Source organism: Bacillus sp. z14 (2026) (assembly GCF_058313575.1).
In genome coordinates, this window is sequence record NZ_JBZFQK010000010.1 from 12,458 (window position 1) to 25,638 (window position 13,181).

The 13,181-nt window shown below is 39.9% G+C and carries 15 protein-coding genes and 2 other annotated features (1 of these 17 cut by a window edge); all 15 genes read left to right on the forward strand.

Annotated features, from left to right (window positions below):
* Positions 1-213, forward strand: a binding site (T-box leader) (it extends 29 nt beyond the left edge of the window).
* Between the two features lie 181 nt (positions 214-394).
* The 15 genes from cysE (at position 395) to rpoB (ending at position 13,167) form a co-directional block, all read left to right on the forward strand.
* On the forward strand, positions 395-1,060 hold the full coding sequence (cysE, locus tag AC4G3O_RS18290) for a serine O-acetyltransferase (RefSeq protein WP_490553550.1): 666 nt from the start codon (positions 395-397) through the stop codon (positions 1,058-1,060).
* Complete coding sequence (gene cysS, locus AC4G3O_RS18295) at positions 1,041-2,438, forward strand: cysteine--tRNA ligase (RefSeq protein WP_066103047.1); 1,398 nt, start codon at positions 1,041-1,043, stop codon at positions 2,436-2,438. The genes cysE and cysS overlap by 20 nt, the downstream gene beginning before the upstream one ends.
* Before the next feature lie 5 nt (positions 2,439-2,443).
* Positions 2,444-2,863, forward strand: a complete 420-nt coding sequence (locus tag AC4G3O_RS18300) for a Mini-ribonuclease 3 (protein WP_066103044.1) — start codon at positions 2,444-2,446, stop codon at positions 2,861-2,863.
* Positions 2,860-3,603: a 23S rRNA (guanosine(2251)-2'-O)-methyltransferase RlmB gene (rlmB, locus tag AC4G3O_RS18305; protein WP_066103041.1), complete on the forward strand. Its 744-nt coding sequence runs from the start codon at positions 2,860-2,862 to the stop codon at positions 3,601-3,603. The genes AC4G3O_RS18300 and rlmB overlap by 4 nt, the downstream gene beginning before the upstream one ends.
* A 2-nt stretch (positions 3,604-3,605) precedes the next feature.
* Entirely contained in the window at positions 3,606-4,118 is a 513-nt protein-coding gene (locus AC4G3O_RS18310; RefSeq protein ID WP_066103038.1) for an NYN domain-containing protein, read from the forward strand.
* 90 nt (positions 4,119-4,208) lie between these two features.
* Positions 4,209-4,826: an RNA polymerase sporulation sigma factor SigH gene (gene sigH / locus AC4G3O_RS18315; protein ID WP_066103081.1), complete on the forward strand. Its 618-nt coding sequence runs from the start codon at positions 4,209-4,211 to the stop codon at positions 4,824-4,826.
* Between the two features lie 105 nt (positions 4,827-4,931).
* Entirely contained in the window at positions 4,932-5,084 is a 153-nt protein-coding gene (gene rpmG, locus AC4G3O_RS18320; RefSeq protein WP_077248002.1) for a 50S ribosomal protein L33, read from the forward strand.
* A 43-nt stretch (positions 5,085-5,127) separates the two neighbouring features.
* Complete coding sequence (gene secE, locus AC4G3O_RS18325; RefSeq protein WP_066103034.1) at positions 5,128-5,310, forward strand: preprotein translocase subunit SecE; 183 nt, start codon at positions 5,128-5,130, stop codon at positions 5,308-5,310.
* Positions 5,311-5,529: 219 nt separating this feature from the next.
* Entirely contained in the window at positions 5,530-6,063 is a 534-nt protein-coding gene (gene nusG / locus AC4G3O_RS18330; protein WP_066103031.1) for a transcription termination/antitermination protein NusG, read from the forward strand.
* Positions 6,064-6,241: 178 nt separating this feature from the next.
* The gene (gene rplK / locus AC4G3O_RS18335) at positions 6,242-6,667 is read left to right on the forward strand and encodes a 50S ribosomal protein L11 (RefSeq protein WP_066103028.1); all 426 of its coding nucleotides are present in this window, start codon (positions 6,242-6,244) and stop codon (positions 6,665-6,667) included.
* Between the two features lie 93 nt (positions 6,668-6,760).
* A complete protein-coding gene (gene rplA / locus AC4G3O_RS18340; protein ID WP_066103025.1) occupies positions 6,761-7,450 on the forward strand; it encodes a 50S ribosomal protein L1 in 690 nt (229 codons plus the stop codon).
* A 61-nt stretch (positions 7,451-7,511) separates the two neighbouring features.
* Positions 7,512-7,657: a sequence feature (ribosomal protein L10 leader region), on the forward strand.
* A 30-nt stretch (positions 7,658-7,687) separates the two neighbouring features.
* Positions 7,688-8,194, forward strand: a complete 507-nt coding sequence (rplJ, locus tag AC4G3O_RS18345) for a 50S ribosomal protein L10 (protein ID WP_066103022.1) — start codon at positions 7,688-7,690, stop codon at positions 8,192-8,194.
* Between the two features lie 60 nt (positions 8,195-8,254).
* Positions 8,255-8,617 carry a 50S ribosomal protein L7/L12 gene (rplL, locus tag AC4G3O_RS18350; protein ID WP_066103019.1) on the forward strand — a complete coding sequence of 121 codons (363 nt, stop codon included), beginning with the start codon at positions 8,255-8,257 and terminating at the stop codon, positions 8,615-8,617.
* A gap of 128 nt (positions 8,618-8,745) precedes the next feature.
* A complete protein-coding gene (locus AC4G3O_RS18355; RefSeq protein WP_066103016.1) occupies positions 8,746-9,354 on the forward strand; it encodes a class I SAM-dependent methyltransferase in 609 nt (202 codons plus the stop codon).
* Between the two features lie 249 nt (positions 9,355-9,603).
* On the forward strand, positions 9,604-13,167 hold the full coding sequence (rpoB, locus tag AC4G3O_RS18360; RefSeq protein WP_066103012.1) for a DNA-directed RNA polymerase subunit beta: 3,564 nt from the start codon (positions 9,604-9,606) through the stop codon (positions 13,165-13,167).
* Positions 13,168-13,181 lie beyond the last annotated feature (14 nt).

The following is a 13,181-nucleotide window of genomic DNA, read 5'->3' on the forward strand; positions in this document are numbered from 1 at the left end:
TTAAAGAAGATGTTTATTAGAGAATAACCATCATTGGCTGGAAATGGTTATAACCTCTCTTAATCTGAATGCACCCCTGAGCCCTTCTTTGAACGCCTGGTAATTTAGGTCAGTAGAGGAAGGCGGCATACCCACTGTCGTTAAAAAGGGGAAAGTTGGAGCTCGATACTTAAGCTCAAACAGAGTGGAACCGCGCCTATAAGCGTCTCTGTCTTTTGGACAGGGCGCTTTTTTTATGCAGAAAAATGGCCGATGATGGGAGAAACAGGATGTTTATTATACGATCTTTAGGAAGGATAAGTTACCGTGTTTCCATCTTTCGTAAAGTACATCTCTAGAGAAGAGAAAAGTACTGCTTGTTTTTGCTTTTATGCGTTTAAGGAGGGGTAACATCATGTGGAAACGGTTAAAAGAAGATATAGACGTTATATTTGAACAGGATCCTGCAGCAAGATCGACAATTGAAATCATCCTGACGTATTCAGGTTTACATGCTATCTGGAATCATCGAATTGCACATTTTTTTTATAAGAGAAATTTCAAATTTATTGCCAGGGTCATCTCCCAGTTTAGCCGATTTTTAACCGGTATAGAGATACATCCGGGAGCGACAATCGGCAGGCGCTTTTTTATTGATCATGGCATGGGTGTCGTTATTGGAGAAACTTGCGAGATTGGTGATAATGTGACTGTATACCAGGGGGTTACACTTGGAGGTACAGGTAAAGAGTCAGGCAAACGTCATCCAACAGTTGAGGATAATGTATTGATTGCAACGGGGGCTAAAGTGCTCGGCTCCATCGTCATAGGGGAAAACTCGAAGGTTGGAGCGGGTTCAGTGGTTTTAAAAAATGTCCCTGCCAACTCAACGGTAGTCGGCATTCCCGGTAAGGTAGTTATCAAAGATGGCGTACGATTAAAACAAGATTTAAATCATCGGGACCTTCCTGACCCTGTAGAAGATCATTGCAATCGAATGGAACAGGAAATTGATATATTAAAGAAAGAGATAATGGATTTGCGAAAGGAGTTAAATAAACGTGAGCGTTCAAATTTATAATACACTGACAAGAAAAAAGGAAACCTTTCAGCCGATTGAAGAGGGAAAGGTTAAGATGTATGTGTGCGGTCCGACTGTATACAACTATATTCATATAGGGAATGCGAGACCGGCGATTGTATTTGATACGGTCCGCAATTACTTACAATATAAAGGCTATGATGTAAAGTTTGTTTCTAATTTTACAGATGTTGATGACAAGTTAATCAAAGCAGCTCGTGAACTGGGAGAAGATGTACCGGCTACAGCTGACCGGTTCATTAAAGCTTATTTTGAGGATGTTGGAGCACTTGGATGCAAAAAAGCTGATGTGCATCCAAGGGTAATGGAAAATATGGACTTAATCATTGAATTTATTCAGGCCCTAATAGATAAAGGAATGGCTTATGAATCCAGTGGGGATGTGTACTACCGTACAAGAGATTTTAAAGATTATGGAAAGCTTTCGCACCAGTCCATTGATGAGCTGCGGGTAGGCGCGAGAATAGAAGTAGATGAGCGGAAACAGGATGCACTTGATTTCACTTTGTGGAAAGCGGCTAAAGATGGTGAAATTTCTTGGGATAGCCCATGGGGCAAAGGAAGACCGGGTTGGCATATAGAATGTTCTGCGATGGCTAAAGAATACTTAGGTGATACGATTGATATTCATGCTGGAGGACAGGACTTAGCATTCCCTCACCATGAAAATGAAATTGCACAGACAGAAGCTTTAACCGAAAAGCCATTCGCAAATTATTGGATGCATAATGGCTATATTAATATTGATAATGAAAAAATGTCTAAATCTCTCGGTAATTTTGTAATGGTACATGATATTATTAAGCATCATGATCCGGCAGTATTAAGATTTTTTATCCTGTCCGTTCATTACAGAAATCCAATTAATTACAGTGAAGAGTTATTAGAGTCAACGAAGATTTCATTGGACCGCTTGCGAACTACTTACGAAAACTTAAAACACCGCCAAACGGCAAGCACCAATATTACTCATAACGATGCGGAATGGTTCGAGAAAATCGGAGAATTACATGCAATGTTTGAAGAAGCAATGGATGATGATTTCAATACCGCAAATGCTATTTCGGTATTGTTTGAACTATCAAGGCAAGGAAATTATTATCTGTTAGAAAAAGTGACCTCCGATGCAGTTATTGAAGCATTTTTAAATGAGTTTCGCATTTTATTTGATGTACTCGGTATTAAGCTTGAGGTTGAACAATCGCTTGATGCTATGGTAGAAAAATTAATTGAAGAACGTAATCGGGCAAGAAAAGAACGTAATTTTACTCGCTCTGACGAGATTAGAGATGAGCTAAAAGCAATGAATATTATTTTGGAAGATACTGCCCAAGGTACACGCTGGAAACGGGGATAAAAAGAATGCTTGAGGACTTAAAGGAATTAGATGTAACGGCTTTGGGAAGTCTAGCTCTGGCCTATATTGGAGATGCGGTATATGAAGTATATATTCGCCATCATCTGCTATCTATTGGACAAGTAAAACCAAACAGGCTTCATAAAGAAGCAACGAAGTATGTATCTGCTAAATCACAGAGTGCAGTCGTACATTATTTATTAAATGAGCATCTTCTAACTGAAGAGGAAGAAGCTGTTATCCGCAGAGGGAGGAATGCTAAGTCAGGCACAATCCCAAAAAATACAGATGTGCAAACATATAGATACAGCACAGCTTTTGAAGCATTAATTGGTTATCTATATGGGAGCAAGAAACAGGAACGTCTTGATGAAATTATAGAGTTGGCGATTCAATTTAAAGAGAGGAGTGAAGTGCAGAGATGAGCGATGATTTAATTATGGGACGTAATACCGTCTTAGAGGCATTGCGATCGAAACGCGATATTCATAAGATTTGGATTGCAGAAGGAGCTACGAAAGGGCAGATTCAGCAGGTAATCGCGGTTGCAAAAGAAAATAAAATTATGATACAAACAGCACCAAAGAAAAAACTGGATCAAATGATTGAGGGGAATCACCAGGGAGTTATTGCTCAGGTGGCGGCCTATCAATATGCAGAAATTGACGACATGTTTAAGCTGGCGGAATCCAGACAGGAAGACCCATTCATTCTGTTGCTTGATGAATTGGAGGATCCGCACAATTTGGGTTCTATCTTAAGGACAGCTGATGCATCCGGTGTTCATGGTATCATTATTCCCAAGCGGAGAGCGGTTGGGTTAACAGCTACAGTTGCTAAATCATCGACCGGGGCAATTGAGCATATCCCGGTTGCACGCGTAACGAATTTATCACGCACGATAGAAGATTTAAAGGAACGCGGTGTATGGATTGCTGGTACAGATGCGAAGGGAAGCCAGGATTATCGGTTGATGGATGGAACGATGCCTCTTGGGATTGTAATTGGTAGTGAAGGGAAAGGAATCAGCCGGGTAATCAAGGAAAAATGCGATTTCTTATATCACTTGCCAATGGTGGGGCATGTTACTTCTCTCAATGCAAGTGTGGCAGCCAGCTTGCTAATGTATGAAGTATATCGAAAGCGATATCCGTTAGAGGGATAAAGATGGAAACCATACTGGTGGTAGATGGCTATAATATCATAGGTGCATGGCCTGATTTGCGTAAGCTGCGCGATCAGGACCTTGCTGCCGCTAGAGACCGTTTAATTGAAATGATGGCTGAATTTCAAGGTTTTTCCGGACACCGGGTTATAATTGTATTTGATGCTTACTTCGTACAGGGAATGGAGAAAAAGTATAGAAATTCAAAAGTTGATGTTATTTTTACAAAGGAAAATGAAACAGCTGATGAATGTATCGAAAGGCTGGCTTCTAAATTAATAAAAATAAATACTCGTGTGTATGTTGCGACATCAGATTACACGGAGCAGCGAACCATCTTTGCGCAGGGGGCTTATCGGAAATCTGCCCGTGAACTGTTGCAGGAGATGGAATATGTAGAAAAAGAGATTGAAAAAAAGGTCGTGCAAACAAAGGATGAACAGCCTGTATCAAGGATCCCGTTGAGTCGAGAAGTGTCGGAAATGTTCGAAAAATGGAGGAGAGGAAATCTGTGAGGGCATTGACGCTATAAAAGCGCTTACTGTATAATATTGCTATCTTTGGTATCTTACGGAGGGATCGGTGTGGCAATTTCTATCGGGGTAATGCTGGATGATGATTATGGTCATATGGAAGATGAACTGTTAGTCGACCGGGTTCATCAAGGGGACAGCGGGGCCCTGGATTTTTTGATCCACAAATACAGAAACTTTGTAAGGGCTAAAGCGAGAACCTATTTTTTAATAGGTGCAGATAAAGAAGATATTGTTCAGGAAGGTATGATTGGTTTATTCAAGGCCATCCGAGATTATAAGGAGGACAAGCTTACATCCTTTAAAGCGTTTGCTGAGCTCTGTATTACCAGGCAAATTATTACTGCAATTAAAACTGCGACAAGGCAGAAACATATACCGCTCAATTCCTATGTCTCTTTGGATAAGCCTATCTATGATGAAGAGTCAGATCGCACATTGATGGATGTTATAACAGGTGTTAAAGTTATGGATCCAGAGGAATTAATTATTAATCAAGAAGAATTTGATTATATTGAGCTTAAAATGAGCGAGCTGCTAAGTGATCTGGAACGAAAAGTCCTGTCTCTGTATTTAGATGGACAATCCTATCAAGAGATATCAGAGGAATTGGATAGACATGTTAAATCAATTGATAATGCATTGCAAAGAGTAAAGCGTAAATTGGAACGGTATCTAGAAGTTCGCTAGTTTAGTATATTCATAGGGTTATATCTTTAACCCGCTTATTGACAGACAATTTCCTACATGATAAATTTGTATTGGACTTGTTAATTAAAATAAAGGTGCATTTTTATGAATAAAAAAGTTATCATCGCATGTACAAAATGCGGTTCAAGGAACTATTCAACGAATCATAACCAGTCTAACCAAGAAAAGGTGCGACTGGAGCTAAATAAATTTTGTAAAACTTGTAATACGCACACACCTCATAAACAAACAATCTAATGATTTGGATTGTAAAACTGTATTGGCTGGAGGTTTCAAATTAATGCGACGCATTCTAGAATTCTTCCGAGGCGTTTCTCGAGAAATGAAAAAGGTAAGCTGGCCTAAGAAAAAAGAGCTTACAACCTATACGATAACTGTTTTATCAACAGTCATCATTATGGCAGTGTTTTTTGCGGTTATTGATCTAGGGTTATCCGAACTTATTCGTGTCATTCTTAAATAGTGAATAAACAGCACAAAACATGGTATAATGAAAACTAGCATAAGAAAAGACTTGAAAGCCCGGAAACGGGTTTTTTAATTTGTCTAAAAAATAGATTCGATACTTAGCAGGAATCTGCTGGATTTAAAATTTGCGCAAAAATTAAAAAATAACAGCTGACAAGATATATTTGAATATCACTGTTTGCAAGGAGGGAAGGACGTTTAGTCCTAATAGAATATGGAGAAAAATTGGTATGTTGTTCATACGTATTCCGGATATGAAAATAAAGTTAAAGCGAACTTGGAAAAACGTGTAGAGTCAATGGGTATGCAAGATAAGATCTTCCGTGTCATTGTTCCGGAAGAAGAAGAAACTGATTTCAAAAATGGTAAGAAGAAAGTAGTTAAGAAAAAGGTATTCCCAGGATATGTACTCGTGGAAATTGTTATGACAGACGATTCTTGGTATGTTGTCCGCAATACACCAGGTGTAACTGGGTTTGTAGGTTCGACTGGATCAGGTTCTAAGCCGGTTGCGTTAATGCCTGAAGAAGCAGCAGTGATTCTGAAAAGAATGGGTATGGACGAAAAAAGAATTGAAATCGATTTGTTTATTGGCGATTCAGTTAAAGTTAAGGAAGGTCCTTTCGCTGAATTTGCTGGTACAATAGAAGAGTTGGACAAGGCTAAGGGTAAACTGAAAGTTCTTGTTAATATGTTTGGCCGCGATACCCCGGTTGAATTGGATTTTGACCAGGTGGAAAAATTATAATCCTGAAAAACTTGCCTTTCATATTAAAAAGTGATAATATTTCTAGGGTCAGTATGTCTCAAGACAGAGACCTGAACTAATGGTAAATTCTTTATGAGTGAAATAAAGAATGATTGTATATTTGAGTGGGAGGGCAAAGCCCAATTACCACATCACGGACGATAAGGAGGTGTGTCTCGTGGCTAAAAAAGTAATTAAAATCGTGAAATTGCAGATTCCTGCAGCTAAAGCTAATCCAGCTCCACCGGTTGGTCCAGCATTGGGTCAAGCAGGTGTTAACATCATGGGTTTCTGTAAAGAGTTTAATGCTCGTACAGCAGAACAAGCAGGTCTAATCATTCCTGTTGAAATCACAGTATTTGAAGACCGTTCTTTCACTTTTATTACAAAAACTCCTCCAGCGGCTGTTCTTCTTAAGAAAGCAGCAGGAATTGAGTCTGGTTCTGGTGAACCAAACCGTAATAAAGTGGCAACAGTTAAGCGTGACAAAGTACGTGAAATCGCTGAATCCAAAATGCCTGACTTAAATGCAGCAAGTGTTGAATCAGCTATGCGTATGGTAGAAGGTACTGCACGCAGTATGGGAATTGTCATCGAAGACTAATTGTTGTATGGAGGTTGCGAATGTACGGTACATCGCAACCTTTTTCGTGGGAGGTCAATTCCGTTAAAACCACAATATTAGGAGGATATAATAATGGCTAAGAAAACTAAAAAATACGCTGAAGCTATTCAGCTTATCGATCGTACAAAAGCTTATTCCGTAACAGAAGCAATTGAATTAGCGAAGAAAACAAGCTTCACTAAATTTGATGCAACTGTAGAAGTAGCATTCCGTCTTGGAGTTGATCCTAAGAAAGCTGATCAACAAATCCGTGGAGCGGTTGTACTTCCAAACGGTACTGGTAAAACACAACGTGTATTAGTATTTGCTAAAGGTGAAAAGCTTAAAGAAGCTGAAGCTGCAGGTGCTGATTATGTTGGAGATACTGACTACATCAACAAAATCCAACAAGGTTGGTTTGACTTTGATGTTATCGTAGCGACACCTGATATGATGGGTGAAGTTGGTAAATTAGGTCGTGTATTAGGACCTAAAGGTTTAATGCCAAACCCTAAAACAGGAACTGTTACATTTGATGTTGAAAAAGCAATCAATGAAATTAAAGCTGGTAAAGTAGAATACCGTGTTGATAAAGCAGGTAACATTCATGTACCTATCGGAAAAGTTTCCTTCGAAGATAGCAAGCTAGTTGAAAACTTCACTACAATTTTTGAAACTCTTCAAAAAGCGAAGCCAGCAGCAGCTAAAGGAACTTACATGAAGAATGTAGCTGTGACTACAACTATGGGACCTGGAATCAAGGTAGATCCATCTTCTTTCTAAGCTAAAAAATAAAATTTGACAACAGGGTAGTTATTTAATATAATTACAAATGTTGTTATAAATAAATTTAACATTTATGCCATAGACAGCAGGTGCTGGTTAAAGCTTAATTTCCTGCCGAGGTATTCGATCATAATAGAACTATTTTGTTCGGACTATCATCGTACCTCCATGTCTGTCATGATATGGAGGTTTTTTTACGGGTGTGAATGGTAACATTCTACAGGAGGTGTTAATATGAGCAATGCGAATAATGTTAATGCAAAGAAACAAATTGTTGATGAAATCGCTGGTAAACTGAAAGACAGTGTATCCACAGTTGTTGTTGACTACCGTGGTTTAAACGTTGCTGAAGTTACAGAACTTCGTAAACAATTACGTGAAGCTGGCATCGAGTTCAAAGTTTACAAAAACTCCATGACTCGCCGTGCTGCTGATCAAGTTGAACTTTCTGACCTTAACGAAGCTCTTACTGGACCAAATGCGATTGCATTCAGTACTGAGGACGTTGTAGCTCCGGCTAAAATCTTGAACGACTTCGCTAAAAAACACGAAGCTCTAGAAATTAAAGCAGGTGTAATCGAAGGAAACGTTGCAACTGTTGAAGAAGTTAAAGCTCTTGCAGAACTTCCATCTCGCGAAGGTTTGCTTTCTATGTTGCTCAGCGTGCTTCAAGCACCTATCCGCAACTTGGCGCTTGCTACAAAAGCAGTGGCAGAACAAAAAGAAGAACAAGGAGCTTAATTGCTTCTTGATTAGAAATACGTATACAACGATTTATTAAAAACTAAGGAGGAACTTATAATGACTAAAGAACAAATCATTGAAGCAGTTAAAAATATGACTGTTTTAGAACTTAACGATCTTGTAAAAGCAATTGAAGAAGAATTTGGCGTAACTGCAGCTGCTCCTGTAGCTATGGTTGGTGCTGCTGGCGGAGAAGCTGCAGCTGAAAAAACTGAATTTGATGTTGTTCTAGCTAGCGCTGGAGATCAAAAAATCAAAGTTATCAAAGTAGTACGTGAAATCACTGGCCTTGGTCTTAAAGAAGCTAAAGAAGTTGTTGATAACACTCCTAAAGCTATCAAAGAAGGCGTTTCTAAAGACGAAGCTGAAGAAATCAAAGCTAAACTTGAAGAAGTTGGCGCTGGTGTAGAAGTTAAGTAATTTTACACACATCATATGAAAAGGCTCGCTGCAAATACAGCGGGCTTTTTCTGACTTTAGAAATAAAAGTTGGAATTTAGGTTTTCGTTAAAACGATCCGAAATGCAATTGGTCAGGAGGGATCTGGGTTGTCAGATCATTATTATTCCCGCAATCCTCAGGTTGATAGTAATCCTGATGAATGGAGCTATACTTTAAGAGGGAAGACATTTCGTTTTAAAACAGATGCTGGTGTTTTTTCTAAACGTGAGGTTGATTTTGGTTCAAGATTGTTAATCGAGGCCTTCGTGGAACCTGAGGCTTCCGGCAAACAGCCAATCATTGATGTCGGCTGTGGATATGGCCCGATAGGTTTATCTTTGGCTGATTCTTTTTCTGACAGAACAATTCATATGGTAGATGTGAATGAAAGAGCTCTCCATTTGTCAGGGGAAAATGCTCGAATCAATGAGATCAAAAATGTTAAGATTTATGAGAGTTCTGTTTATCAAAATGTTACGGAAACTGAGTTTGCAGCGGTTGTTTCGAATCCGCCCATCAGAGCCGGAAAAAAAGTAGTTCATGAAATACTTGAAAGAAGTAAGAGTGTTTTACAGGATGGCGGCGAGTTGTGGATTGTCATTCAAAAGAAACAGGGAGCTCCATCCGCAATGGCTAAAATGGAAGATGTTTTTGGAAACGTGGAGGTCATTATAAAGAAAAAAGGGTACTATATTTTGAAGTCTAAAAAAGTTTGACTTGACAATATGCCTATGTTAATATTAAAAAATGCATATATATAATTTGGGACACCCTGCACATTTTGGTAAAGAAATAAATAAATGTGTATATGTTCTGGAAAATATGGAAAAAATAAACCAATACTATGCGTTTTTGAAATTGAGGTTTTCAGATTGAAACCCTTTTTCTTTTTTGTTCTATCAGCTTGTATAGGGCTGTTGGAATATAAATTCTATCATAAACGCTTTATTTGAGGGGTGAATCAGTTGACAGGTCAACTTGTTCAGTATGGACGACATCGCCAACGCCGGAGCTATGCGCGCATTAGCGAAGTGCTCGAATTACCGAATTTAATTGAAATTCAAACCTCTTCCTATCAATGGTTTCTTGATGAGGGCTTAAGAGAAATGTTCCAGGACATTTCCCCTATCGAGGATTTTACAGGAAATCTGTCTCTTGAGTTTATCGATTATAGCCTCGGAGACCCGAAATATCCTGTGGAAGAATCTAAGGAGCGGGATGTAACCTACTCCGCCCCATTACGGGTTAAAGTAAGACTTGTAAACAAAGAGACGGGAGAAGTTAAAGACCAAGATGTCTTTATGGGTGATTTCCCTCTCATGACGGAAACGGGAACGTTTGTTATAAACGGTGCCGAACGTGTTATCGTATCCCAATTAGTACGATCCCCGAGTGTATACTACAGCGGGAAGGTTGATAAAAACGGAAAGCGTGGATTCACAGCTACCGTAATTCCAAACCGCGGAGCATGGTTGGAATATGAAACTGACGCGAAAGATGTAGTTTACGTAAGAATCGATCGTACAAGGAAGTTGCCGGTAACGGTTCTTTTGCGTGCTCTTGGATTCGGCTCTGATCAAGAAATCATCGATCTAATCGGTGATAACGAGTACATCCGTAACACATTGGAAAAAGATAATACTGAAAGTACAGAAAAAGCTTTGCTTGAAATCTATGAGCGTCTTCGCCCAGGTGAACCACCTACGGTCGAAAATGCGAAAAGTTTGCTTGTATCACGTTTCTTTGATCCGAAGAGATATGATTTGGCAAATGTAGGACGCTATAAAATTAACAAGAAACTTCATATAAAAAATCGTCTTTTCAACCAAAAAGTAGCTGAAACTTTGGTGGACCCTGAAACAGGAGAAATCTTAGTTGAAAAAGATACTTTGTTGGATCGCCGTACTCTCGATAAAATCATCCCTTACTTAGAAAATGGGATTGGCTTCAAAACGTACAACCCTGTTGGGGGAGTCGTGGAAGAAGATGTACTGGTTCAAAATGTAAAAATCTATGCACCGAGCGATGCTGAAGGTGAAAAAGTAATTAATGTTATCGGCAATGCTTATGTAGAAAAGAAAGTTAAAAACATTACACCTGCTGATATTGTATCTACTATCAGTTACTTCTTTAACTTACTGCATGGTGTTGGCGACACAGATGATATCGATCATTTAGGTAACCGACGTCTGCGTTCAGTTGGTGAGCTATTGCAAAACCAATTCAGAATTGGTTTATCCCGTATGGAGCGTGTGGTTCGTGAGAGAATGTCCATCCAGGATACAAACACAATTACACCGCAGCAGCTTATTAACATTCGCCCGGTTATAGCTTCTATTAAAGAATTCTTTGGAAGCTCCCAGTTGTCTCAGTTTATGGATCAAACAAATCCACTTGCTGAATTGACACATAAACGGAGATTGTCTGCACTTGGACCTGGTGGTTTAACAAGGGAACGTGCCGGAATGGAAGTTCGTGACGTTCACTATTCCCACTATGGACGTATGTGCCCAATTGAAACACCTGAGGGACCAAACATTGGTTTGATTAACTCACTATCTACATTCGCAAAAGTAAACCCATACGGTTTCATTGAAACGCCATATAGAAGGGTAGACCCTGCGACAGGCAAAGTAACTGATCGAATGGATTACTTGACTGCTGATGAAGAGGATCTTTATGTAGTGGCACAGGCAAATGCCCCGCTAACTGAAGATGGTGGATTTATGAACGAGGAAGTTGTAGCTCGTTTCCGTGGTGAAAATACAGTTGTTAAACGTGATCGCGTTGACTATATGGACGTATCACCTAAACAGGTTGTATCAGCTGCAACAGCTTGTATCCCGTTCCTTGAAAACGATGACTCCAACCGTGCCCTTATGGGAGCGAACATGCAACGTCAAGCGGTTCCGCTTATTCGTCCGCAGGCTCCAATTGTTGGTACAGGTATGGAATATGTATCCGGTAAAGATTCCGGTGCTGCTGTAATTTGTAAGCACGATGGAATCGTAGAACACGTGGAAGCCAGAGAAATCTGGGTAAGACGTGTTAGTGAAGTAGATGGTGAAGAGGTAAAAGGTAATCTTGATAAATACCGTACCCTTAAATTCATCCGTTCTAACCAAGGAACATGTTATAACCAACGTCCGATCGTTAAATCGGGTGACCGTGTTGTTAAAGGAGAAATTCTTGCAGATGGTCCGTCCATGGAGCTTGGCGAATTGGCATTAGGCCAAAACGTACTTGTTGCCTTCATGACATGGGATGGTTATAACTATGAGGATGCCATCATTATGAGTGAACGTCTTGTTAAAGACGATGTATATACTTCTATTCATATCGAAGAATATGAATCTGAAGCTCGTGATACTAAACTTGGACCGGAAGAAATTACACGTGACATTCCAAACGTTGGGGAAGATGCTCTGCGCAACTTGGATGACCGTGGAATCATTCGCATCGGTGCCGAAGTTAAAGACGGTGACCTTCTAGTTGGTAAGGTAACTCCTAAAGGGGTTACGGAGCTGACTGCAGAAGAAAGATTGTTACATGCAATCTTTGGTGAGAAGGCTCGTGAAGTTCGTGACACATCTCTCCGTGTACCGCATGGCGGTGGAGGAATTGTCCATGATGTTAAAGTCTTTACACGTGAAGACGGTGATGAACTGCCACCAGGTGTGAACCAGTTGGTACGTGTATACATCGTTCAGAAACGTAAGATCCATGAAGGAGATAAAATGGCCGGTCGTCACGGTAACAAAGGGGTTATCTCCCGAATTTTACCTGAAGAAGATATGCCTTTCCTTCCGGATGGAACACCTGTCGATATCATGTTGAACCCATTAGGGGTACCATCACGTATGAATATCGGTCAGGTATTGGAATTGCACTTAGGTATGGCTGCAAGACAGCTTGGAATCCATGTGGCAACTCCTGTATTTGACGGTGCGCGTGAAGAAGATGTTTGGGATACAATCGAAGAGGCTGGTATGTCTCGCGATGCGAAAACAATTCTTTATGACGGCAGAACTGGAGAACCATTTGATAACCGTGTTTCCGTTGGTGTCATGTATATGATCAAACTGGCACACATGGTTGATGATAAACTTCATGCCCGTTCAACAGGACCTTACTCACTTGTTACGCAACAACCATTGGGTGGTAAAGCTCAATTCGGTGGTCAGCGTTTTGGTGAGATGGAGGTATGGGCACTTGAAGCATATGGTGCTGCATACACACTTCAAGAAATCCTTACAGTTAAATCTGATGATGTTGTTGGTCGTGTGAAAACTTATGAAGCAATTGTAAAAGGTGACAATGTACCTGAACCGGGCGTTCCGGAATCTTTCAAGGTTTTAATCAAGGAACTTCAAAGTTTAGGTATGGATGTTAAGATTCTTTCTGGTGATGATAAAGAAATTGAAATGCGTGATCTGGAAGATGATGACGATATTCACCAAGCAGATACATTAACCATAGATCCTGATGTGAAAAGTCCCGAATCAGAAACAGTTGGTACAATCGAGTAACCTTAGTGATATTG

What these genes read in the sequence shown, in the direction of transcription:
- AC4G3O_RS18310 (WP_066103038.1), top strand. Translation starts at nt 3,606, where the DNA reads ATGGAAACCATACTGGTGGTAGATGGCTATAATATCATAGGTGCATGG.
- rplL (WP_066103019.1), top strand. Translation starts at nt 8,255, where the DNA reads ATGACTAAAGAACAAATCATTGAAGCAGTTAAAAATATGACTGTTTTA.
- rplA (WP_066103025.1), top strand. Translation starts at nt 6,761, where the DNA reads ATGGCTAAGAAAACTAAAAAATACGCTGAAGCTATTCAGCTTATCGAT.
- AC4G3O_RS18300 (WP_066103044.1), top strand. Translation starts at nt 2,444, where the DNA reads ATGCTTGAGGACTTAAAGGAATTAGATGTAACGGCTTTGGGAAGTCTA.
- rplJ (WP_066103022.1), top strand. Translation starts at nt 7,688, where the DNA reads ATGAGCAATGCGAATAATGTTAATGCAAAGAAACAAATTGTTGATGAA.
- rpmG (WP_077248002.1), top strand. Translation starts at nt 4,932, where the DNA reads ATGAATAAAAAAGTTATCATCGCATGTACAAAATGCGGTTCAAGGAAC.
- secE (WP_066103034.1), top strand. Translation starts at nt 5,128, where the DNA reads ATGCGACGCATTCTAGAATTCTTCCGAGGCGTTTCTCGAGAAATGAAA.
- nusG (WP_066103031.1), top strand. Translation starts at nt 5,530, where the DNA reads ATGGAGAAAAATTGGTATGTTGTTCATACGTATTCCGGATATGAAAAT.
- cysE (WP_490553550.1), top strand. Translation starts at nt 395, where the DNA reads ATGTGGAAACGGTTAAAAGAAGATATAGACGTTATATTTGAACAGGAT.
- rlmB (WP_066103041.1), top strand. Translation starts at nt 2,860, where the DNA reads ATGAGCGATGATTTAATTATGGGACGTAATACCGTCTTAGAGGCATTG.
- sigH (WP_066103081.1), top strand. Translation starts at nt 4,209, where the DNA reads ATGCTGGATGATGATTATGGTCATATGGAAGATGAACTGTTAGTCGAC.